Origin of the sequence: Nocardia donostiensis (assembly GCF_002081715.1) — a bacterium.
GTDB lineage: Bacteria > Actinomycetota > Actinomycetes > Mycobacteriales > Mycobacteriaceae > Nocardia > Nocardia donostiensis.
In genome coordinates, this window is sequence record NZ_MUKP01000034.1 from 13,249 (window position 1) to 35,028 (window position 21,780).

Genomic DNA, 21,780 nt, shown 5'->3' on the forward strand with positions numbered 1-21,780 from the left:
AACATGTGAGACGGCCCGTAGTGCGCCTGCCCGAGCAGCGTCTATCCCGGCGTTCCTGCGCTGTCATCGTCGGCTGCCCTGCCCAACGTCACCGCCGACCGCGACGGCGGGTGGGGGTCTGGACCAGTTTCGACAGGCTGCGACGTGCGGCCAGCAGATAGAGGTGGCCGGTGGTCGCTGGTATCACCGTCAGTGGTCGCGCGGGCGGCGTTGATGAGCTGACGGGCTTGCTTGGGGGTGATTTCCAGCAGGTCGGCGACCTCGTGGTCGGTTTGCCCTTGGTCGCGGATCGTGGCCGCGGCGTAGGCTTGGCGCGCTTGGTGTTCGGCGATCTGCTCGGCTGCGCGTGCCTGCACAGCGATGATCTGTTGTTGCAGTGCCTCGACGTCGCGGTCGCGTGCGATCTGACACGCGGTGATCGCGTCCCACGCTGCGATGTACTGCTTCACTGCACCAGTGATGACCTGTTCACGGTGCCGAGCCTGCTGACGACGCTCACGAGTGCGTTCTCTCGCGCGTTCCAATCGTTGACGAACATCAGGATTACGCAGCGTAGGACGCGTGGACCGATTCGACCCTGATTTCGGCATGGCCGGGCTCCTTCGTTGGCCCGTCTGCCTGATCTCCCACCCGCCAGGATACCGGGCCGTGCAGCGCTCCCGACATGTTTCGGTGGGCCGCTGTCACGGACACACCGGTGTCAACGGCTGACATCTGGACGTTTTCGATCGCGGACCTCGAGGGTCTTGCGACCGTTGCGTTCGACCTTGCGGATGTCGAACCGGCCGGTGGCATTGATCAGCCCGAGGTCGGTGTCATAGCCCCACCGCTCGGGCATCCACTCGGCATCGGCACATTCGAGTGCGGCGACCACCTTGCCATGATCCGGCGGTTGATATCGCGTCGGTAGTCGATCTGTTCAGGGTGACGCAGCTCGTGGGCCATGAGGGCCGCGATGCGGCAGGCTTTGCGGTCGTCTGGAGCGGTGGCGTGCTCGGAGGCCCGAGTCAGCAGCGTGTGGACCTGTGACCAGAGCGACCCGATCGCGACCAGCACGATCTTCACCGAGGTCAGCACTAGTTGTTGCGGGACAACACGTTGTTGAGATGTCCCTTCTGTCTGGTGAGGCTGTCGAGGGGTGCGACTATGTGACGGTGGAGCTACGTCACGCATGTCTCGCCCTGGGCATCGGCGCGGTGGCTGTCAGTGAACACGACGGAGCGTCGCGTCTGCATCGGGCCGCCCCTGGGCTCTCGGCTCGATTGGTGGTGAGCCTGGACGGCCCGATCGAGGTCCACTACGACACAAGGGTCCGCCACGTTCGGGCAATCGTCGCCGGGTTCATGCGTCCGGGAATCGTGGCGGCGGCCACGACTCTGCGTTCGCAGCAGCCGATCGCCTACGTAGAGTTGTCGCCATCGGCATTGCAACGTCTGACCGGGGTGCCGCTGAGTGAGGTAGACGCTGGCGGTGTGAGCGCCGATGCGGTTCTTCCATGGGTGAATTCACTGTCTGAAGAACTCGCCGACCGGCCGGTCGATCAACGAGAGGCGGTCTTGCGTGCAAGGCTTCTCGACCAGCTGCATCGGACTGATCACGGCGGCGAGCCCGAAGACGCCTTCCGAGCACTGGATCTGATCAGAGACACGCGAGGTGCGGTGTCGGTGGAAGACTTGGCGCAAGCGTCCCACCTGAGCCCTCGGCGGCTACGGTATGTGATGCAGCGCTCCCTGGGAGTCAGCCCCAAGTTCGCTTCTCGGGTCGCACGCTTGGGTTCCGCTTTGATAGGTGCTAGCGCAGGGGCGGGCTCTTGGGCCGAGGTTGCCGCCGAGTACGGCTACCACGACCAGAGTCACCTTGTGCATGATTTCCGTGACCTGATGGGCACGAGTCCCACCGCCTGGCTTGATGAAGAGGGCCGAAATCTACAAGGCTGGCAGCGCCCCACCCCATGACGATAGGGGCATGAATAGCCAACTGCTCCCCAAACTCCTGGTCTCCGACGCCGACGCAGCGATCACCTACTACACCCGGGCGCTCGACGCCCAGGTGCAACTTCGAGTCGCCGATAACCACGGCATCGTCAACCACGCCGAACTCACACTCGGCTCCGTCGCGTTCGCGCTAGCGCAGAGCGTGGAGGAATGGGGATGGAATGATCCACGATCAATTGGCGGCTCGCCCGTCTTGATCCTGCTCACAGTGCCGGACCCTGACGTGACAGCGGAGCGCATGGTGCGTCATGGAGCCGAGATCGTGATCCCTATCGACGACCGGCTGTACGGCAAGCGGCAAGGCAGGGTCAAAGACCCGTTCGGACATCTCTGGGTCATCAGCGGGGACCTTCGTCAGGTTCGATGACTCATCGGAATTCGCCGCTGAGCTTCGAAGGCCGGCGTCGGCTCGTCGAGCGCTGCCGCACCCGACCAATGGCGCACGTGGCGGCCGAGATGGGAATCTCTCGGGCATGCGCGTCCAAGTGGGTGAATCGGTGGCGCCGCTACGGGGGCGGTGGGATCGATGCCACGATCCCGGTCCCGGCCGATCAAGCCGGACACCGCCGCAACCGCGGACGCCAGGGCGGACGATCACCGGCCTTCGACCGGGAGATCTACCGGCACCGCAACACCATCGAACGTGGCATCAACCGGCTCAAACAACACCGCGCTGTCGCTACCCGCTACGAGAAACTCGCCACCCGCTACCTCGATGTCATCCAGATCGCCGCCATCGACCAATGGTTGTGACCTCGACACCTACTTCGAGACACCGCCTAACCCGCGTCGGGGCCAAGCCGGTCGATGTCGGCGGAGTTGTCCGAACTCATACGTGACGGGCTGTGGGCGGTACGGCCGAAGCAGTTGGGCAGCAGCATCACGACGTTTGCCTCGACCTTCACCACAATGTTCGTCGAGCGCCAGCAGGTGCAAGAAGCTGTGCGCGATGTCACCTCGCCAATACTGTTGCTGTGGGGCAAGGCCGATCATCTGATCGCACGAGGATGGATCGGCGACTGGTCGACGCGTCGGCCCGACTGGACACCGACGGTCATCGCGGGTGCGGGACACGCGTTGCAGCTCGAAGTCCCGCTGTCTACGTTTAGGCAGTTGGCGATTGGCTCCCGCCGGTCGGGAACTGATCCCCACATCCGTTGCAGCGCCTCAACCGATCTCGCCGATAGCCGGATCAGTCAAGTGCGGCAACAATTTCTGAGCCAGGACAACCGACACGGACGAGGTGCCTGCTTCCGGTCAGAAGCCGTAACGCACCACCCAGACGCCGCGGCGGGCCTGGGCTCGCCAGCGCGCGAACAGCGCGGCGAGGAGTCGGTATCCGATGTTGAGCTGTCCGGCCTCCGGGGAGGCGTCCCCGAACTGCTCTTCGAGGAAGGTGAGTTCAGGGTTGAGAGCGACCACGTCTCGTGGCTCGTTGATCCCGAAACCCCGGTAATCTGCGGGCATTCCCACTACTTTTGTGTAGCGGCCGTTCATCCGGGCGACGAGTTTGGTGTAGGCGTTGAAGACGAGTTCACCACCGGCGAAGTGGTCGGTGATGTGGGTGAGTATCCGTCTGTTGTCGGATTCGGTGAGGAATCCGAGCACGCCGTCGGCAACAAGGACGGTCGGGCGGTCGGCGGGGATCGTGTCGGTCCAGTTCGGGTCGAGTAGTGAGATGCCGATCTGGTGGGCGTTGGCCCGCTGCGGCAGCAGGGCTTTCCGTAGCTCGATGACCTCGGGGAAGTCGATGTCGAACCAATCGACGGTGTCGGGTGGATCGAGGCGGAACATGCGTGTTTCGAGGCCGCAGCCGAGTTCGACGACCACGGCGTGGGGATAGTCGTGTAGGTAGTTGCGGACTGCTCGGTCGAGCATGCTGCTGCGGATCGCGATCGCGGCCGGAACGCCGAGTGTCAGCTTGACCGTGTCGAGGTCGTAGTCGAGCCGGCGGACGAGTTCGGCTGCCAGGTCGTCGCCCAGGATGGGTTTCTTCTCCGTGCTGTCGAGGGCTCGGCCTTTCAGGGTGATCAGCAGGGTTTTCGCCAGAGGTGTGAGGTGGTCGATGGAGTGTGTTGTCATTGTTGCTCTCCGGTCTGGGCGGCGTGGTCACGGAAGCTGTGGTGGTATGTCGCGGTGGAGTCCCGGATCCGTTCTGCGGTGGGTGAGGTAGCGAATTCGCCCATGGCGGCGTAGAGGTCCAGCATTGCCGTCCCGATCCGGGTCGCGTGTGCGCTGTCGAGCGGGTCTGCGCCGAATCGCCTGGCGAGGTGGTCGTGGAGTACGACCGTCCCGCTGTGCATGGCGGCCATCACCGAGGCCGCATCTCGGACCCGCGACGAATCCGGCGGGAAGCGGTCCGGCCAGGTGTGGCTGAGGAAATCCGCTGCACCCGCGGCGAGTTCGTCGAACACCTCGGCCGCTGCGGCCGAGCCGTCGATCATTGCCCGGGCGAGATAACGCAGCAGTGGGCCGCTGGTCGCGTAGAGATCGGCCAGCGGTCCGGGTTCGCCCAGGGTGTCCTCGGTGGCGCTACGGGTCAGCTTCCGGCGGAATTCGTCGACGACGACATCGTCACAGGCTTGCCGCAGCGCGTCTTTGGATCGGAAGTGGTGTTGCACGAGCCCGAGTGACACACCGGCGGCTTCCGCTATCCCGCGCATCGTGGCGCCTTTGACGCCGTGTTCGGCGAACTGTTCCAAGGCGGCGTCTCTGATCCTGGCCCGTGCCGTCAGGTCCCCCGGAGCGCGGACGTGGGCGCCGATGTCCGAATCCATAACATGGACAATACATAGGTATTGTGTGCAATACAAACGTATTGCCTAATTCTCATCACTATCACCGCTCGAAGCCGAGGGCAGCGGTGGAGCCGGGATGCCGGTCGGCAACCGATCTGCGCGGATCGGCGACTTGCAGCTTCGCCCGAGGCCGGACTCGTATACCTCTCCACACGCACTCTGTTGCCGGTCCGCGTCTCCCTCAAGGGTCCAGCACTGGGAGCTGCCTCAGCTCGTTGAGGTGGCGTTGCGTGTCTCGTATCCGCTCGGCGTACACCGACCACTCCAATTCTGACACCGGTAGATTCCGGCCCACGGACGCCATATAACGGGTGGAGATTTCCTGCGCAGTGGGTTGTTCGACGACGCGCATGCCGTATTCGGCGAGAAAGTCCGGTACCTCGATGAGGTCGAGGCCGAAGCGCCATAGGCCGCGCTTGACCTTGTACTGCTGGTAGAGGGCCTCGGATCCGTAGAAGGCTTTGCCGTCGAGGAAGTCTTGCGGCAAATGGGTGAAAACCAGGTCGCTACCCGGCGGGGACTTGGCGAGGAAGACGAGCGTCGCGCGGACCGCGTCTCCAGTCAAGTACTAGGTGATGGCGCCCACCATCCACCGGCGCACCGGGCACCACCGGGTCGCCGCAACCAGGAGTTTCGCGCTGCGCGGCAGAAACCGGCGAGCGAATCCGACGCGCAGCAGAGGAGACTGCGCGTATGGTCGACAGCGACGATCACCATGGGCCCCACAGCAGTCTGCGCGATTCCTTCAACGCCGCGGCCGCGGTGGCCGTACACAGTCGGGTGTTGCCGTCCATATGGTTGGTACCGATACCGCCGTGCCCGATCAACCCGAGGGTGTAGTACTCCTCCAGGAACAGTTGCCCGGTGGTGTAGAACCCGGTCGAGCTGGGCCACGCTCGGCCAGCAATTCTTTGGCACGGCCCACAACGGCATCCATAGCGGTGTCCCAGTCCGTTTCGACCAGCCGGCTGTCACGGCGGATCAGCGGTGTGGTCGATCGGTCTGCGGAGTTGTCGGCCTGCCAGCCGAACAGATCCTTCGGGCCGAGCCGGCCGTGGTTCCGCACCGCAACCCGATCAACTCCGCCCTACTGGACGAAGCGATCCCAAGCCTGGTCAGTGGCAGTCGTACGCGACAGTCCGGACGAGGCAGGGCACTGCTGGACCACCCATACCCCCTGTCTACGGCATGAGCCGGTAGTCCGCGATCTCGACTCGGCGGGTGCGCCGGTCGTATTCACTGACCAGACCGGGCCAGTTCGACGAGATCCGACCGGTTTCGGAGCGATACCAGCTCGCACAGGAAGCCCAGGCCGTCGAAGCGAGCCTGCGCTGCACCTCGGTGTCGTAGCGTTGCTCGACGTCGGCGCGAACGTCGAGCACGGTTCCCGGACGAGTACCGAGATACTCGATGAGTTGGCGGATGTAGCGTGCTTGGCGTTCGAGCATATAGATGATCGAACCGGAGCCGAGATTGGTGTTCGGGCCGTACATGATGAACAGATTCGGAAAACCGGGAACCGCGATGCCCAGGTAGGCCCGTGCGCCCGCAGCCCACACATCGTGCAGGTCGCGACCATTGTGATCTCGAACCCTCATCGGAGCCAACCATTCCTGCGTCAGGAAGCCTGTCCCGTAGATAATGGCGTCGATGTCGCGCTCGATACCGTCGGCAGTCCGGATTCCTCGGGGAGTGATCTCGCTGATGGGCTCGGTCACCAGGTGCGCATTTGTTTCGGTGAGCGCAGCATAGAAGCTGTTGCCGAACAGCACACACTTGCACCCGATCGGATAGTCCGGCGTCAGCGCAGCCCGCAGTTTCTCATCCGGAACGCAGAGGCGCAGGTTGCATTTCGCGATCCAGCCGACAAATCTTGCGATGCTTCGATTCCCCGCAAGGCCCAGGGCGGCAAGTTCCCCGCCCGACCAGCACAGCAGCCGCTCCACACTTTGCAACAGTGACCTCCGCCGAAAAGTCAACCGGTACAAGCGACCGTACGCGGCGTCCGGCTTCGGCAGGATGTAAGGAGCCGATCGCTGAAAGACCGTCAGGTGGGCCACCGCCGGCTGGATCCGCGGAACGAACTGGACGGCGCTCGCACCGGTTCCGATAACTGCCACTCGCTTGCCGGCGAGTTCGTAGTCGTGATTCCACTCCGCGGAGTGGAAGCTGACGCCCGCAAACGACTCCCGGCCCGGGATCGCCGGAATTGCCGGTCGGGACAGCTGGCCAGTGGCGGGCACGAACACATCGGCATACACAGTCTCGCCAGTGCTCGTCTCGATTTGCCACCGCCGTTTTGCCGCATCGAAAACCGCGCCGGTTACCTCTGTGTTGCACCGGAGGTGCGGGCGCAGACCGTAGTAGTCGATCAGCCGGTTCAGGTAGTCCTTGATATCACGCTGCTCCGGATACCGTCTCGACCACCTGGGATTCGGAGCGAAGGAGAACGAGTAGTACGGCGACGGGACATCGCACGCCGCACCGGGATAGGTGTTCTCCCGCCATACTCCCCCTGCCTCGGATGCCTTCTCCAGGACGATGAAATCACGGTGACCGGAGCGCACGAGCTCCAACGCCATCGCCACCCCACCGAATCCTGCGCCGACGATGACTACAGCCACGAACTCAGCCTAATGCCGCATCAGGCTACGTTTGCCCTATTGACGTTACCGCCCCGCGCTACCACCAGTGGATAGCGCGGGATACCCTCTTCGACCGACAGCAGGGGCTCATGGCGCGGCGTACGCCGGGTCGTAGATCTCGCGGCGCAAGCGTTCCAAGTCCGGCTCCGCATAAGCAGAGGGCGTGTACCGACTGCTCTCGCGCCCCCAGAGCGCCACGTTCGTCATATTTCTATAAATCGACGCGTACTCCTTCCCTTGGCCCGACAGGCCAGGAAGCGCGTGCAGGAGCGCAGGGATGTAGCGGGCCACCGACTCGAGTTGGGCACGATACTCGGCCGTCTGGCGCTGCACCTGCTCGATGGCTTCCTCGCGCGTGCACCCTGTCTCGTGACGGATCGCCCTGACCAGGTTGTAAGGGACGTGTTCGATCTCGTCTCGATCCAATCCCGCCACGTCGTTCTCCACGAAGGTCACCAAGAAGGCAAGTTCCTCCAGACGGCGGATCACGGGATGACTGCGCAGCTTCGGCGGCAGCTCCCGGTCCTGGTACACCTCCATACAGGCGAGGGCGACCTCGGCCCCGCTTGTCGACATCCGCAGCGGTAGATAATCGGCTGTGGGTGGGATGTAGCCGTCGATGCGGTAGTGCGCTTCGCGCTCGGCGGCTGCGAACCACTCCTCGAGGCCGTCGAGGAACCGCTCCTGCCAGTGGGCGCTGCGGCCCTCCCGCAAACGCGGCCACAAACTCCCCCATGCCTTCGGGACCGCTCCCTTCCCTCGCAGCGTCTCCGGGTCCTGGCGCACCATTGCCACCAGACCACGCCGCAGCGCGGTGACAGCTTGCGGGTCTCTTAGTTGCGGATCCTCGAAAAGGTCGTCCCAGACAAGGACCAGCACACCCATGCCGTAGGCGGTCTGTTCCCGAGCCGTGTCCGCTGCCGGGGCCAAGGCCGCTGCCGGGATCTGGACCGCTCCTAACCACCGGTGGTAATCCAACTCGGCGGGAGATGCGGCGAGGCCGGTGTCCACCATCCAGTTCTTCAACCAACGCTCGACCTCCGGCGAAACCGCGTCATCGTGCGCTCCGCGTGGCTGGGTCGGCTGCCAGGAGGCTGCGGGACCAGGCGTTCGCCGGTCGAGTGCGGACCGGGCGTATCCGGACAGCGCGTGGCAGGCGCGCGGGTCGACGGGTACGGCGGCAAGCTGAGCGGCAGCTTGGTCCATGAATTCATCGGCCGACGCTTGTGCCTCATCCACGGCGCCTGAGGCGATGACGAGCTCACGGGCACGGGCGGCTTCCTCTCCCGTCATTCCTTTGCGCAGCAGCCGGCCGAGATCACGGTCGCGGGCGGCCGCGCGGATCACGGGAAGTGTGTAAATCCCCTCGGGTAGATCCGCGTTGACGGGTTTGCCCATTTCGTCGACGGTCGAGGTCAGGTCGAGGATGTCATCACGCAGCTGGTATGCCAGCCCGAAGTATCGACCGAACTGGGCAAGCGCCTCTTGCTGATCGTCGGGTCGGCCGGACTGCATCGCGCCGACGCGGCAGGCCAGCGAGAGGATCGCGGCGGTCTTGCCGTCGATTGCGTCCAGGTAGCTCTGCTCGCTGCGGGACGCGTCGTAGAGGTCGGCGGCCTCGATCACCATGCCGGCACACATCTGTTTGCTCGCGAGCGTTCCCGCGAGAATTTCGCGCTGGCCGAGTTCGGCCAGCAGGTGCATACCCGCGATCGTCACCGAGTCTCCACCCAGTACGGCCATATGCGAGCCCCACACCGCGTTGGCGTTGGGGTGGCCTCGACGCTGATAGGCGTGATCGATGACGTCGTCGTGGTAGAGCGAACCCAGATGCAGCAACTCCACCGCGGCAGCCGCACACACCGCCCGATCTTCAGCCGGGACTGTGGGATCGGTGAGCAGGTAATACGACAGCAAGGTCAACGTGGGACGGACCAGGCGGCGAGACGTGTCGGGCCCCTCGTCGGTGAGTGCCGTCAACTCCGGCCTGCCCTCGAACCGTATAGGACCGAGAATGAGGCGGACACGGTCCAGGTCCGCCTCCAGATACGGGAAGACGGCAGAAATGTTTTCAGACGGCACGCTACGCTCCTGACTGGCTACACGGTCATCCACAACACCGCTGAGCAACGAAAGTTGGTAACATCCTCACACGAAAAGCGTTGTCGTAAACCGGTTTTCCCTGTCAATACAGGCTTGACCAGTACACTCGAGGCGAGTACTTCCCATCGGCATTCGGCTTTTCTCATCAGGACCGGCCCGGAACACACCCGCAGCGGCACCTCGAGCGACTCGACCAGCACAAGCCTGAACCCGCGAGCGCGAAAACCGGTACCTGCCAGCGGATGCGGGACGAAACGACCATCACAGATCCCGCCCTAGTGCCTCGTCAAGCAACGTTGGCTAGGTAATCAGGGCGTCTGATCGGGGAGTTGACTGCGAACTCTCGGTGGGGGCGGGCGTGCTGGTTGTGCCAGCGGATGTAGGCGCCGAGCGCAGCGTCTTGCTCGGTGTGGGTGCGGTGATCGGTGCCGTTGAGTGCGAAGTACCGCAACGCAGCGAATTCCGATTCGATCCAGTTCAGTCAGGGCGAATAGGTGGGCAAGAACACCAGCTCCACATTGTTGGCCGCGGCCCGGTCCCGAACCTCTGCACGTGTGTGCAGGGAGAAGCTGTCGACGATGAGCACGCCGAGATGATCATCGTCCGCGCCTCCCGCAGCGGACTTGTCGCACTGCTGCACCGAGTCGCCGGTGAATCGGTCTCGACACACCCGATCCGAACCATGCGCGGCGCTCGATACTGCTGGTTCCCGGGCCCACCGAGACCCATGACCACCGGCATCCACCCTGACACCGGCAAACCGACCAGACCGCTCGAAGGGCAGATCGGGAAGCGCGCGGAAGCGTCAGGACGCCATTTCGGCAGCGAACGGGTCATGCCCGGTTGATACCGATGGCCGCCTGGCGATACGCGTCGGCGGCCCCGTCGAAATAGGCTGCCAGTCCGGCGCGTTGAGTCGGGTCCAAGCCGGCGATGAGGGCCCCGATCGGCGCTTGTACACCGGCCAGCAAGGCCTCGAGCCCGTCCGGTTGCCGACCGGTGTGCCGCACCAGGACGCGGCGCCGATCCGATTCGTCGGCAACCCGCTCGGCCAGCCCGGCCGCGATCAGACGATCGACCGCGCGGGTCGTCGCGCTCGCCGACAACCCGAGCCGGTCAGCGAGCCGGCCGGTCGTCATCGGCCCGTCCACATCCAGCAAGCTGACCGCCTGGTAGTCGGTGGCACCGAGGCCACACGCCTCGGCAGCGGCCAGGTGGAACTGGACGACGGCAGCCAGGTAGCGGCGGTAGGCGTCGGGTGTGACCTCAGCATCCGAACGCTTGACACTATCCTGCACAATTGCAATTGTTGCACACGTGCAAGGAAAATTGTTTGCCCGTCGGCCTGTTGCCGGCCCCACGAAAACCGCCAGCGCCTACGCCGAACGGGGGCCGACCGCGACTACGAAGCGCCGACGCTGGCCCTACTATGCCGGCGCGGGCGTTGCTCTCGTTGCTATCGCCGGCGCCAGCGCCTACGCCTGGCTCGGCGCCACGTCGACGGTGGCCGATACCGGCGTCTCGTCCTGCGCCGAGGTGCCCGCGAGCGGGCCGGGCGACGCACCCGACGAACAGGCGCTAGTAGGCATCTGCGCGACCATGACCGGCTTGACAAATGCCTGGGACGCCAATGACGCCGAAGCGTACGGCTCGTTCTTCACCGGAAACGCCACCTACACAACATGGGTCGGCACCGTCTACACGGGCCGCGAGGACATTGTGAACAGCCACCGCGCCTTGTTCGACGGACCATTGGCAGGCACTCGTCTCGCAGACCGATACCTGGCACTGCGCTTCCTCACCGAAGATGTGGCCGTGATGCTCACCCGCGGTGACACCTTCGAGGGAGAGCCTCCCGAGTCTCCATCGAAAGTGCAGTCGTATACCTTGATTCGCGATGGAGACGTGTGGCGGGTGGCCGCCTTCCACAACACCCAGCGGAGTAAGGTCATGGAACGAATCCAATTCCTCTGGTACCCCGACACCCGCCCAGCCGCCGAAGCAGAATGACTCGTTGTGTCATCCTGCGTGGAATGGGACGGGATTCAGCTCGTCCCAGCCGGAGCGGCCTTGCCGGTTGTCGCCGGCACAGGCGCTGCGGGCCTCGTACGCGTTGCGCGTACACCGATCGCTCCAATTCCGAAACCGGCAGATCCCGGCCGGTGGGCGCCACATACCTGGCGGTGTACTCCTGCGCAGTGGGCTGTTCGACCACGCGCAAGCCGTATTCGCCCAGAAGGGGCCGGCACGTGTGGGGTCGATACCGAAGCGCCACAGCCCGCGCTCGACCTCGTACTGCTGGTAGAGGGCCTCGGAGCCGTAGAAGTTCTCACCGTCGAGGAAATCCTGCGGTAAATGGGTGAAAACCAAACCCCTGCCTGCCGGGGTCTACGCGAGGAAGGACAGAGTCGTACGGACCGGGTTACAAGGGTCGATATCCACCAGGGCTCCGACATATCAGGAGCCTCCAGCCGGTCCAGGACCGCTCCGTTGATAGGGGGTTGTACTCACCCAGTGAAGGGTGGCGTTCATCCTGTGCAGGACCTCCAGCGTCATGCCGATGGAGTGCTTCTTTCCCCACGGGTTGACGAGGACCACGCCTCCATCGTCGTCGAGCTGGTCCGGAACGTAGACGTGCTTCGTGACGAGACCATATTCAGCGAGGTCGGGGGGAATGTCTTTCGGACGCTCCGGTGGGACTATGTTGACCGCTGTGGGGAAGTCCGAGTCGATGATGCCGCGTAGGTCGTCGATGGACATGTCGCGAACATCGACCATGTTGGGTATCGGATAACGATCGCCGACGGCCCAGAACAGGAAATCCGCAGCGTTGCCGTACTCGAAGGCCCGGTATGAGCCGAAGTGGGCCGCACCAGCCTTCTCTATGTAGGCGACGAGGGTGGAGCCGTCGGGTGCTGCCGCGTAGGCCGGTACACCCTCCGCGGTGTACGGGAGAGTGGCATCCATAGTGTAGGTGCCGAGGTGGGTTCGGACGACAACCTTTCCACCGGATTGGGACACCATGTCTACGAGTGATTCGGGTTCCTTTTTTCCCAGAGCATTGAGTCCGGCGACAACGTGGCAGTTCGCCCACTTGCGCTGGATGCCCTCCACGGGCCCGGTCGGCATCACAAGGGGCACGGATCGGTACTGCCAGCCGTCGGGGAGAGCCGGCTCACCGTCCGATCGGTAAGCGTCGACGTGACCACGAATCGGATCATCCAGTGCAGGATGGCGCCACAGCTCGTTTCTGGCCATGTACTCCTCGACGAACCGGGCATGCTTTTCGTCTTCATCTGTGGTTGTCGCCACCTTTTCCGTCGTGGAGTGGTCAAAGGTGTGTGCCGAGATCGGTGCTGCCAGTTCCCGGTCGCTGGCGTTCGCGGTGCCGCCCACCTCCCGTACACCTTCGGCCGTTTCCCTCATGGGACCGCTGCGGGCATGAGCAACGCCATCAATGATTCTTTTCGCCCGCCGAAGTACTTCACGCCATATCTGCGATGCCTGGGGCAATCCCGGCAACAGCTTTCCTTTCAATAACTGGCCACTACCTTGTGTTGCCATCCAACCAGGTGCGCAGCGACCCACCCCCGAGCAGGTCCCAGCTCCACGTCACTATTCGACTTACGAACAGTGAGCCTTTTTGTACCGAAACGAAACAGTGCGGTTGTCACCAGCACGAGGGCATCGTCGTTGATTGTCGACTCGCAGTCGGTCACCACCGACCGTTTCAGATCACCAACGATAGTATGTCGACCACTATGACCACGCTTTTTGGCATTCTGATCGCTCCCTGGAAGATTGCCCACTTATTCTAGTACTGCAACGACACTCGGGCTGGTTGGTTCTGGTAGATCTTTGGTGCGGTGTTGGTTCCTGCTGTGGCCGAGTTGGAACCGTTGATGGTCGGGGTCGCGGCACTCGTAGAACGCGGCGTGCCTGAGGAATCCGCGCGGGTCGTCGTGTCGGCGCGGCTCCACCAGGTGGCAAAGCGGGGTTCCAGTACGTGGGGGGTGGGGGCCGGGCACGGCCGCCGCGGGCATAGCTGCAGAGATCGCGGCGGTGAACCGAGCGGTGAGCGTGTGCACCAGCTCGGTGATTGCCGCTGGGTCAGGGATATCGGTGCCGGTGGTGAAGGCAGCGATCTCCGGGACGCGTAGCAGATCGTCGGTGTGCCGGTCGATGTCGTTGGTGGGCACACTGGTGCAATGGCCCTGCGCGAGCTCGACGAACTCCCCCGGTCGACCACAGAATCGAATCCACCTTCGCCACAGTGCGTTTGCGACCCGCGTCACCAAGGGGCCCGGCTCGCGCGGCGCAACGGCATTCAAGCTGATCGAGGCCCGCCCACGCCCGCTGGCGCGCCGTCAACGCCCCGCACCTGGTCGCCCTCGTCCGGGGCCGGAGCGGTTTTCGACAAGGGTCGGCTCGTCGAACGCCACCGGAGCATCTAACCAGAAGGATGCGGCCTGAAACAGCGGCGAGATGACAGGATGCCGGGGATTTCCGGACGGCGTTCAGGACGCTCATTCGTACAGGGTGGCCGCAGCAAGGGCACGCGTTTTCCAGCCCTGTGGAGATCGGCCGAAGGGCCCGCCATCGGAGTACATCCCCCGTGCATCGCACCGAGTTCGATCTCCACCTGATCTGCGATAACTACCGGCGGTGAAGAAAGGTTACTGCGTCACCCGCGTTTCCACGTGCACTTCCCCCGGCCTCGGCGAGCTGGCTCAACCTCGTCGAACGCTGATTCGCCGAGCTGACCAACCGCAAGCTACGCCGCTCGGCGCACCGCAGCCTCACCGAACACAAAGCCGACGTCCAGGCCTGGATCAACGCCTGGAACGCCAACCCGAAACCATTCGTCTGGACCAAAACCGCCGACGACATCCTCGAAAATACTCGCCGCCTAATGCCAACGAATCAACAACTCACGACACTAGTGTCCCGTACGTTCTTTTCGTAGGAGGTACCGCTGGATCTTGCCCGAGGGCGTCTTGGGCAGTTCGTCGACGAAGTGCACCCTGCGTGGGAACGCGTGGGCGGCGAAGTTCTTCTTGACAAAGTCCTGCAGCTCGGAAACCTTGTCGTCGCCCCTTTCCTCCCTGTCGCGGAGCACCACATAGGCCTCGAGCACTTCGCCTGCGAGGTCGTCGGGCACTCCGATGACGGCGGACTCGTCGACGTCAGGGTGGTTGGAGAGCACACTCTCGACGTCGAACGGCCCAATGCGGTAGCCGGACATGATGATGACGTCGTCGTCACGGCTGGAGAAGAAGTAAAAGCCGTCGTCGTCCAGCTTCGCCGCGTCGCCGGTGTAGTACCAGCGTCCGTCGGCGCTGAAGCGCTCGGCAGTCTTCTCGCGAGCCTCGTAGTAGCCGGTGAACCACATCAACGGACTGTTCTCTACATCGATCGCGACGCGCCCGAGCTCGCCGACCGGCACCGAGACGGCCGCGCCGGCGGCCAGCACGGCGCAACTCCACCCTGGCAACGGTCGACCCATGGATCCCGGGCGCAGGTCCTGACGAAGCGAGTCGTGCCACGGGTTGATGATGAACATGCCGTGTTCGGTCTGGCCGTACTGGTCACGCACTTCGCAGCCGAACTGCTCGATCGACCAGTCGATTACTTCTGGTGTGAGCGGCTCCCCTGCCGACGAGGCGCGTCGCAGAGTAAGGCCGGGCGGCGCGACGTCAGCCTTGCTACGCATGGTTCGGTAAACGGTCGGCGCGGCAGCGAAGTTGGCGACCCCGAAGCGCTGGAGCACCGCAAACGCGAGCTCCGGGGAATAGCGGGCGTGCAGCAGCAGGCTGCGCCGACCCACGGCGAGCGGTCCGAGAACACCGTAGTAGAGGCCGTACGCCCAGCCAGGGTCCGCGGCGTTCCAAAAGACATCCTCGACCTGGACGTCGAGACCGATCTCAATGTACTGGTGGAATGCGGCGAGCGCCCGCACCGGCACGACGACGCCCTTCGGATTGCCCGTGGTCCCGGAGGTGAACAGCATGACGATCCCGGCATCAGGCCCGGTGGCGACGGCCAGGAATCCCGGCTCCTCCGCGTCGGCGAAGGTTCTCAGGTCGAGATCGCCCTCCTGCGCTGAGGGGCACCGGTCGAGTCCGGCGACGACGACCGGCAGCGAGGTATCAGCGAGCTTCTCCCGCTGATCGGCATCGGTGACGATCAGCTTCGCGTCACCACCGTTCAACCGCATCTCGATCGCCGGCCACGCGAACGCAGTGAACAGCGGCATGTGCACCGCACCCAGGCGCCAGATACCGACAAGGGTGAACACGAAGTCGGCCGACTTCGCCATCAGCGTGGCCACCCGATCACCAACGCCCACACCGAGCCGGGACAGCGCCGCGGCGATCTTCTCCGACTCCGTGCGCAGCTCGCCGAAGGTGATGTCCCTGCTCGACAGATCGCTCTCGATGATCGTGAACGCGACGTTTTCGGGCGGGTGCCGGTCGCAGATGAGGTCCGCGGTGCAGGCGTCAGGACTGGCATAGATCCCGAGCAGCGCCTCGGGATCTAGCGGCGGGGGCGAGATTGCAACGTTCGAGGTCAAAACCTCTGAAGCATCAGACGTATCTCTCACGAGATTCTCTTCCAATCCGGATAATCGACAAGGATATAGAGCAGCCGTTCACGCACCAAACGTAGGCTCGACGAGCGGCAGAGCCTCATCGGTTACACCGACGTAGCCGTCTGTGCAAGGCAGGTGATTCGGACCGGCGCCCCGGCCTCAGAGTTTCTCGATGATGGTGGTGTTGGCTGTGCCGTGGGCTTCGCAGATGGTTTGCAGGCCGTATCGTTTGCCACTGCGTTCGAGCTCGCAGAGCAGATCGGTGAGCATGCGGGCGCCGGTCGATCCGAGCGGGTGACCGATCGCTATGGAGCCTCCGTTGACGTTGAGTTTGTCGTCTGGAATGTTGAATTCGCGTTGGAACATCAACGGCACTCCCGCGAACGCCTCGTTTACTTCGAATAGATCGATATCATCGACGTTCATCCCGGACCGGTCGAGCGCCTTGCGGGTGGAATCCAGAATTGCCGTGAACTGAATGACGGGGTCGGATGCTGCTACTGAATGAATGACGAACCGAGCCCGGGGCGTCAGACCATTCGCCTCGGCGAAGGAGCGCTCGGCGATCAGCAGCGCCGCCGCGCCATCGCTGAGCTGAGAGGAGTTCGCCGCCGTGGTTCGCCCGCCCTCGGCGAAAACAGGCGTCAAATGCGACATCTTGTCCGGGTCGAGCTCTGCACGAATGCCCTCGTCCTCGGTGACCGGCTCGCTGGTGTCATCGAACGGGTCACGGACCATAGAGACCATCTGTTTCCGAAAGCGGCCGTCCCGGGTGGCGGCGTACGCACGTACGTGACTCCGGCGACTGAACTCGTCCAACTCCTCACGAGTGAGATCGAACCGAGTATTCATCAACTCGCTCGACGGCCCTTGCACCATGAGCTCACCGTTATAACGGGCGAGCTCCCTCGGAGAGTAGTGCGGCCCCAGCGGCGCTCCCGGCCTCAGCGACGCCGGGAGCGGCATCTGCGACATCGACTCGACACCGCACGCGATGACGAGATCATAGGAACCCGCGGCAACACCGTGTGCCGCGAATGTCACGGCTTGCTGGGCCGAACCACACTGCCGATCGACCGTAACGGCCGGTACGGATTCCGGCAGTCCCGCGGACAGCACCGCGTGGCGGCCGATGTTCGCACTCTGGTCGTGGGTCATGATACTGCCCGCGATCACATCGTCGATGCGAGCCGGGTCTATGCCAGTGCGAGCTACCAATTCACTCAACGTGTGGCCAAGCAGATCGGCGGGATGCCAGGCAGCAAGCGCGCCACCACGCTTCCCGACCGGCGTCCGGACGGCGCCCACGATGACGGGCTCACGGGACGAGCTGCTCATAGATCAGACTCCTTGGTGAATGAAATGAATTGCCGTGCGAGCCCCTGTATCCGACAAGGCAAGCGGAATAACTTCGGCGCGGCTACCAGGTGGCCGCAGAGTGCGCGGAAAACTCTCTCGCGACCATCCCGGATCACCGTTGTCCCCCCCCCCAAAAAAAAAGAACTATTCGATCATCGGCTCTTCGATAGATCTCGTATCATGTCGATTCCTCGAGGGTCGATTATGGAGCCGTGTCGGTGCAGGTTGTTGGCGTGCCCTGCGATGTGCCACCCGAAGGCAGTGTCGAGGGCGGATTCTTGACCTTGTGTTTTGAGAGCGCCGTTGACACTAGATTTCGCCAGCCGCAGGCCGTACGACGGCATCCGGCAGATTCGACGGGCCATATCGAGAGTGAACTCAGCGAGTTCGGAGTCGGGCACAACGTGGTTCACCATCCCGAGTCGGTGAGCCTCATCAGCGGACAGCGGTTCCCCGGTGAAGAGCATCTCTTTTGCTTTTCTCGGCCCGACTTCCCACCCGTGGAGGAAGTACTCCCCACCATTGAGACCGAACGCCACGACAGGGTCGGAGAAAAGAGCGGAGTCGCCTGCGATGATCAGATCCATCGGCCAGATGAGCATGAGCGCCCCGGCGATAGCGCGTCCGTGAACCTGGGCGATAGTGGGTTTGGGTAGGTCACGCCAGCGACGACACATCCCCAGGTAGACTTCACATTCGAAGGCGTGGCGCCCTTCGACACCGGGCGCGCCGGAATCACTTTCAAGCGTGGCGACCGGACGGCCCGGGATGGCGGGATCCTCCTCGCGTAGATCGTGGCCTGCGGAGAAGTCGGGTCCATCACCGGTGAGGATGACGACCTTGATGTCCTCATCCTGGGCTGCTTTCATGAACATCTCATCCAGCTCGTAGAGCAGCTGAGTGTTCTGGGCATTTCTTTGAGAAGGGCGATCGAGCACTATCCGGGCCACTCCCTGCGCCGGGTTCTCGTAGCGCACCAGTGAGTGACTCCGGTGGCCGGTTCCATCGCTACCTTCAGCTGTACTGCTCATGTGTTCGTCTCCGAATTTTCCCAGTACTTCTGTTTGAGCTTTCGTTTGAACAATTTCCCTGTATCTTCACGGGGAAGTTCATCTACGAACACCACTTTCCGAGGAACTTTGTAGCGCGCCAAATGGGATGAGACGTGCTCACGGATCTCGTTCTCATCGAGCTGGGCGCCGGGTACGGGCTGGACATAGCAGGCTAATGCCTCCCCCATATCGGGGTCGGGGATTCCGAAGACTGCAACGTCGGCCACTCGGGACAGGCGGCTGATGCACGCCTCGATTTCTGCGGGATAGATGTTGACGCCGCCAGAGACCACCATGTCGTTGAGCCGGTCGCTCAGATAGAGATAGCCGTCCTCGTCTTGATGGCCGATATCCCCGAGCGTGAGGTATCCATCTACCTCCATCCGGCGACGTTTGTCAGGATCACCGATATAGGTGAAATCCGGCCAACCTGTGAAGTTTTTCCCGTAGACGACACCATCTTTACCAACAGGTACGGGATTCTTTTCGTCGTCGAGGATCCGAATATCCGCGTCAAGTATAGGCTTACCCACCGTCCCAGGGCGTTTCAGCGCTTCCTCGGAGTCACAGGCTGTCCAGGCACCGACCTCGGAGCCACCGTAGTACTCGTAAACAATCGCGCCGAGCCATTCGATCATGGACTCCTTGAGCTCGGGCGAGCACGGAGCCCCGGCGGTGACGACTGAATGCAAAGAGTCGGTATCGAAGCTGCTCCGAGTCGATTTCGGAAGCCGCAGCAGGCGCCTGAACATCGTCGGTACCAAATGGGCAGTGTTGGCGTGATGTCCATCAACGAGCCGGAGAAATTCTTCGGCATCGAAGCGGGGCATGATGATGAGCGACATCCCCAGGGCAGCAGCGAAGGTCGCGTAGACATTCGGTGCAGAGTGATAGAGCGGTGCCGGGACGATCGCTGTTTCACCTGGCTTCAAGTGGTATAGGTCGGCGATGTTGCGCAAAGTTGTGGCGCGCAAATCCGGAGCGATCGGATCACGCAGTACTCCCTTGGCGCGCCCGGTCGTCCCGGACGTATAGATCACACTCATGGGTGCCGAGGGAGCCGGCTCGGTCCACGGTTCGAGCCGGTACCAATCCGAAAGGTTGACCGACCGCCCGGTGGTTGGTGCATTGTCGAGCCCATACCAGCGACGAACCGCTTCCGGCACCTCGACCTCGACCAGAGTGATTTCGTCAGGCGTTCGGGCCTCTAGCGCTGGCATGAGATCGGTGTGGCCCACTGCGACAGTGGCTTTGCTGTCTCGGAGCACATGCTCGAGGTCGTCTCCGCTCCAGTGCCAATTAACGGGCACCGGCGCCGCGCCGATCATCGCCGTCGCCAAGCAGAGCTCGAGAAAAGTGGTCTCGTTGCGCAAGTAGAGGACCACTCGATCCCCGGCCCCGACTCCGGCGTTGTGCAGTCCGGTCGCCAGCTGCGAGGCACGATACTTGACCTCGGCCAGTGAGCGCCGTTCGTCACCACACTGAACATAGGGATCTGCTGTCATCGCTTGTTGTTCCTTTGCCCGGACGTCATATGGGTACTCAGTGGAAATCGCTTGCGACCGGGGTGAACGGGAGTCGCCGAGCCCATTCCACCATCGCCCTGCCCAGGAGTTCGTCGAAGCTTTGCCCTTCGGTCACCGCGATCTGTTCCACGTCTTCGAGAACCTTCGGAGGCATGTCTTCCACCGGTCGGCCCGCGTACTCTGCCCACTTCTGTGTCATGTTCCTGAACTGGCGCGTCGTATACGGCGCACCGATCACATTGGCTGGATCAGCCATCGCCTCTTCTGAGGTGATGAACTCCACACCTTGCCGACGTAATGCCGCGCAGATTCGACCGATTGTCGCGCCGGCGACTGCGGTGCCGTGAATGAGCATGATCTGGGGCGGAACGCGGCCGATCGCCTCCCGGATAGCGCGCACTTGCCGACGGATCTGATCAAGGGCCGTATCGACGAGAAGAGATTCCACCGTATCCTGCGCCTCCCGGTCACCGTTGGCGAGGGCGCGGTGGTGGGCTGCCATGAACTGTGCGTCGTAGAACCACAAGGTCACCGGATTCGACAGAAAACCGGTCTTGGTCAGATGCGTCTGGACAGACAGGGTCTTGTCGAACTGGTCCCCCTCCATCCCGAACGAGTAACGGAAATAACGCGTGGGAGACGCCTCGATCCAACGGTTGAGTATCTTCTCGCTCGCCTCTACGTCACGGATATAGGTGTCAACATCGAGCCAATTGAGACTGATGTGTTGATGGGTGTGATTCCCGACGTAATGCCCCGCTGCCATCCAGTCGTCGAGAACGTCGAGATACTCAGGATTCTCATCGGTCGGCGCCGTACTGCTGAAGGAATACACGCCGGGCACCTCATGCTCCGCGAATGCGTCGATCATTGCTTTCGCGATACGCTGGGGACCGTATCCGGGCGGGAACGGAATTCCCGTCCACTGGAACTGGTCATCCACGGTGACGGCCAGCTTCAAACCTTTCAACGGGTCATCAACAGTCTGAGTAGGCGGTGGGTTCGACATCTTTGGGTGTCCTTTCCTTATGTGACCCCATCATCGTTATTCCGTGATGTGGAGCACACAATATGCATTCAACCCATTTCGATATGTGTCGAGGCCACATAGACCCTTCAAGCCCTCGTTTGCGCTGGCGTCGAGCGACCCTGCGCCGCGGCGGGACCAGCACGCTGTGCCGCGACGGGCATGGGTGAACACCCTGGTATGGCGGGCCGGGTTCGCTGTATCACGGCCACAGCCTGAGGCCCCACGTCGGCGACACTGTGCACCTGCCTGCCGCACGCACCGCGCGCCCGCGCGACGCGCTCGGCGCAGCGGACCGGGCACCGGTACCTGATCGTGGCCGACACCCTGGTCTCGAGCGACCGGCTCGCCACCGACCGCACCTACGGCTCGGGCAACACGACGCGACAGCGTGAACGTGTAGGTCATTGCGACAACTGGTGGAGACATCGTGCGAGCCTCGCCGACCTGCCCGTCAGCATCGACGACACGAAAGCGGCGCGGATCCGGCGGATCTCCTACGCGGTCTCGACGGACACGCCGAGCCCAACTGGAACACGGCACAGCCAACGGAAACTCGAGTGGTGCCCTGATCAGCCCCCGCTCGTCCACACCATCCGCACCCCGTGGCCCACGAAGGCCAGGCCGCGGCAAAATGATGAGATCGGCACTCATTCGAAACGTTGATTGCTACTGCGCAGATCA

At 63.1% G+C, this 21,780-nt stretch carries 20 protein-coding genes and 4 pseudogenes; 7 read left to right on the plus strand and 17 right to left on the minus strand.

Going from position 1 to position 21,780, the window contains the following annotated elements; translation table 11 throughout:
- Positions 1–41: 41 nt before the first annotated feature.
- Positions 42–449 carry a hypothetical protein gene (locus B0T44_RS19590; RefSeq protein ID WP_077121345.1) on the minus strand — a complete coding sequence of 136 codons (408 nt, stop codon included), beginning with the start codon at positions 447–449 and terminating at the stop codon, positions 42–44.
- A 251-nt stretch (positions 450–700) separates the two neighbouring features.
- Positions 701–874 (minus strand): hypothetical protein, encoded by a 174-nt coding sequence (locus B0T44_RS27240; RefSeq protein WP_175648139.1) that lies wholly within the window; start codon positions 872–874, stop codon positions 701–703.
- Positions 875–1,148: 274 nt separating this feature from the next.
- On the opposite strand from B0T44_RS27240, the gene B0T44_RS19595 reads away from it, so the two are divergent.
- From B0T44_RS19595 to B0T44_RS27245, 3 genes and pseudogenes are all read left to right on the plus strand, one after another.
- Positions 1,149–1,955: a helix-turn-helix domain-containing protein gene (locus B0T44_RS19595; RefSeq protein ID WP_254854247.1), complete on the plus strand. Its 807-nt coding sequence runs from the start codon at positions 1,149–1,151 to the stop codon at positions 1,953–1,955.
- A gap of 10 nt (positions 1,956–1,965) precedes the next feature.
- Positions 1,966–2,361, plus strand: coding sequence for a VOC family protein (locus B0T44_RS19600; protein ID WP_077121340.1), 396 nt, complete (start codon positions 1,966–1,968; stop codon positions 2,359–2,361).
- Positions 2,358–2,540: pseudogene (locus B0T44_RS27245) on the plus strand (helix-turn-helix domain-containing protein); the annotation flags it as partial. The gene B0T44_RS19600 and the pseudogene B0T44_RS27245, both read left to right, overlap by 4 nt.
- A gap of 711 nt (positions 2,541–3,251) precedes the next feature.
- Here the strand turns inward: B0T44_RS27245 and B0T44_RS19610 are convergent.
- From B0T44_RS19610 to B0T44_RS19645, 8 genes and pseudogenes are all read right to left on the minus strand, one after another.
- Positions 3,252–4,076 (minus strand): class I SAM-dependent methyltransferase, encoded by an 825-nt coding sequence (locus tag B0T44_RS19610; protein WP_077121336.1) that lies wholly within the window; start codon positions 4,074–4,076, stop codon positions 3,252–3,254.
- Positions 4,073–4,771, minus strand: a complete 699-nt coding sequence (locus tag B0T44_RS19615; RefSeq protein ID WP_077121333.1) for a TetR/AcrR family transcriptional regulator — start codon at positions 4,769–4,771, stop codon at positions 4,073–4,075. The genes B0T44_RS19610 and B0T44_RS19615 overlap by 4 nt, the downstream gene beginning before the upstream one ends.
- A 202-nt stretch (positions 4,772–4,973) precedes the next feature.
- Positions 4,974–5,357: a hypothetical protein gene (locus B0T44_RS19620; RefSeq protein ID WP_077121328.1), complete on the minus strand. Its 384-nt coding sequence runs from the start codon at positions 5,355–5,357 to the stop codon at positions 4,974–4,976.
- A gap of 172 nt (positions 5,358–5,529) precedes the next feature.
- Positions 5,530–5,873 (minus strand): annotated as a pseudogene (locus tag B0T44_RS28180) (molybdopterin-dependent oxidoreductase); the annotation flags it as partial.
- A 100-nt stretch (positions 5,874–5,973) separates the two neighbouring features.
- Entirely contained in the window at positions 5,974–7,416 is a 1,443-nt protein-coding gene (locus B0T44_RS19630; protein WP_077121324.1) for a flavin-containing monooxygenase, read from the minus strand.
- A 108-nt stretch (positions 7,417–7,524) separates the two neighbouring features.
- On the minus strand, positions 7,525–9,519 hold the full coding sequence (locus tag B0T44_RS19635) for a polyprenyl synthetase family protein (protein WP_077121389.1): 1,995 nt from the start codon (positions 9,517–9,519) through the stop codon (positions 7,525–7,527).
- A 502-nt stretch (positions 9,520–10,021) separates the two neighbouring features.
- The gene (locus B0T44_RS27620) at positions 10,022–10,210 is read right to left on the minus strand and encodes a hypothetical protein (RefSeq protein WP_217697570.1); all 189 of its coding nucleotides are present in this window, start codon (positions 10,208–10,210) and stop codon (positions 10,022–10,024) included.
- Positions 10,211–10,373: 163 nt separating this feature from the next.
- Positions 10,374–10,838: a MarR family winged helix-turn-helix transcriptional regulator gene (locus B0T44_RS19645; RefSeq protein ID WP_077121321.1), complete on the minus strand. Its 465-nt coding sequence runs from the start codon at positions 10,836–10,838 to the stop codon at positions 10,374–10,376.
- A gap of 19 nt (positions 10,839–10,857) precedes the next feature.
- Here B0T44_RS19645 and B0T44_RS28425 point away from each other — a divergent pair, with 19 nt between their 5' ends.
- On the plus strand, positions 10,858–11,550 hold the full coding sequence (locus tag B0T44_RS28425) for an SgcJ/EcaC family oxidoreductase (protein WP_281254087.1): 693 nt from the start codon (positions 10,858–10,860) through the stop codon (positions 11,548–11,550).
- Between the two features lie 447 nt (positions 11,551–11,997).
- On the opposite strand, the gene B0T44_RS19655 is transcribed toward B0T44_RS28425, so the two are convergent.
- Positions 11,998–12,936 carry a calpain family cysteine peptidase gene (locus B0T44_RS19655; RefSeq protein ID WP_139348012.1) on the minus strand — a complete coding sequence of 313 codons (939 nt, stop codon included), beginning with the start codon at positions 12,934–12,936 and terminating at the stop codon, positions 11,998–12,000.
- Positions 12,937–13,349: 413 nt separating this feature from the next.
- Complete coding sequence (locus B0T44_RS19660) at positions 13,350–13,739, minus strand: hypothetical protein (RefSeq protein WP_077121316.1); 390 nt, start codon at positions 13,737–13,739, stop codon at positions 13,350–13,352.
- 53 nt (positions 13,740–13,792) lie between these two features.
- Between B0T44_RS19660 and B0T44_RS19665 the strand changes: the two are divergent.
- A pseudogene (locus B0T44_RS19665) lies at positions 13,793–13,994 on the plus strand (hypothetical protein); the annotation flags it as partial.
- A gap of 222 nt (positions 13,995–14,216) precedes the next feature.
- Positions 14,217–14,483: pseudogene (locus tag B0T44_RS28185) on the plus strand (IS630 family transposase); the annotation flags it as partial.
- Here B0T44_RS28185 and B0T44_RS19675 read toward each other — a convergent pair.
- The 5 genes from B0T44_RS19675 to B0T44_RS19695 form a co-directional block, all read right to left on the minus strand.
- Positions 14,480–16,114 carry an AMP-binding protein gene (locus B0T44_RS19675; protein WP_081512366.1) on the minus strand — a complete coding sequence of 545 codons (1,635 nt, stop codon included), beginning with the start codon at positions 16,112–16,114 and terminating at the stop codon, positions 14,480–14,482. The pseudogene B0T44_RS28185 and the gene B0T44_RS19675 overlap by 4 nt on opposite strands.
- Before the next feature lie 177 nt (positions 16,115–16,291).
- A complete protein-coding gene (locus B0T44_RS19680; protein WP_077121314.1) occupies positions 16,292–17,470 on the minus strand; it encodes a thiolase family protein in 1,179 nt (392 codons plus the stop codon).
- 173 nt (positions 17,471–17,643) lie between these two features.
- The gene (locus tag B0T44_RS19685; RefSeq protein WP_245839550.1) at positions 17,644–18,468 is read right to left on the minus strand and encodes an enoyl-CoA hydratase; all 825 of its coding nucleotides are present in this window, start codon (positions 18,466–18,468) and stop codon (positions 17,644–17,646) included.
- 50 nt (positions 18,469–18,518) lie between these two features.
- Positions 18,519–20,048, minus strand: coding sequence for an AMP-binding protein (locus B0T44_RS19690; protein WP_077121312.1), 1,530 nt, complete (start codon positions 20,046–20,048; stop codon positions 18,519–18,521).
- A 37-nt stretch (positions 20,049–20,085) separates the two neighbouring features.
- Entirely contained in the window at positions 20,086–21,078 is a 993-nt protein-coding gene (locus tag B0T44_RS19695; protein WP_081512369.1) for a polysaccharide deacetylase family protein, read from the minus strand.
- A gap of 333 nt (positions 21,079–21,411) precedes the next feature.
- Here B0T44_RS19695 and B0T44_RS19700 point away from each other — a divergent pair, with 333 nt between their 5' ends.
- Positions 21,412–21,762 carry a hypothetical protein gene (locus B0T44_RS19700; protein WP_077121307.1) on the plus strand — a complete coding sequence of 117 codons (351 nt, stop codon included), beginning with the start codon at positions 21,412–21,414 and terminating at the stop codon, positions 21,760–21,762.
- Positions 21,763–21,780 lie beyond the last annotated feature (18 nt).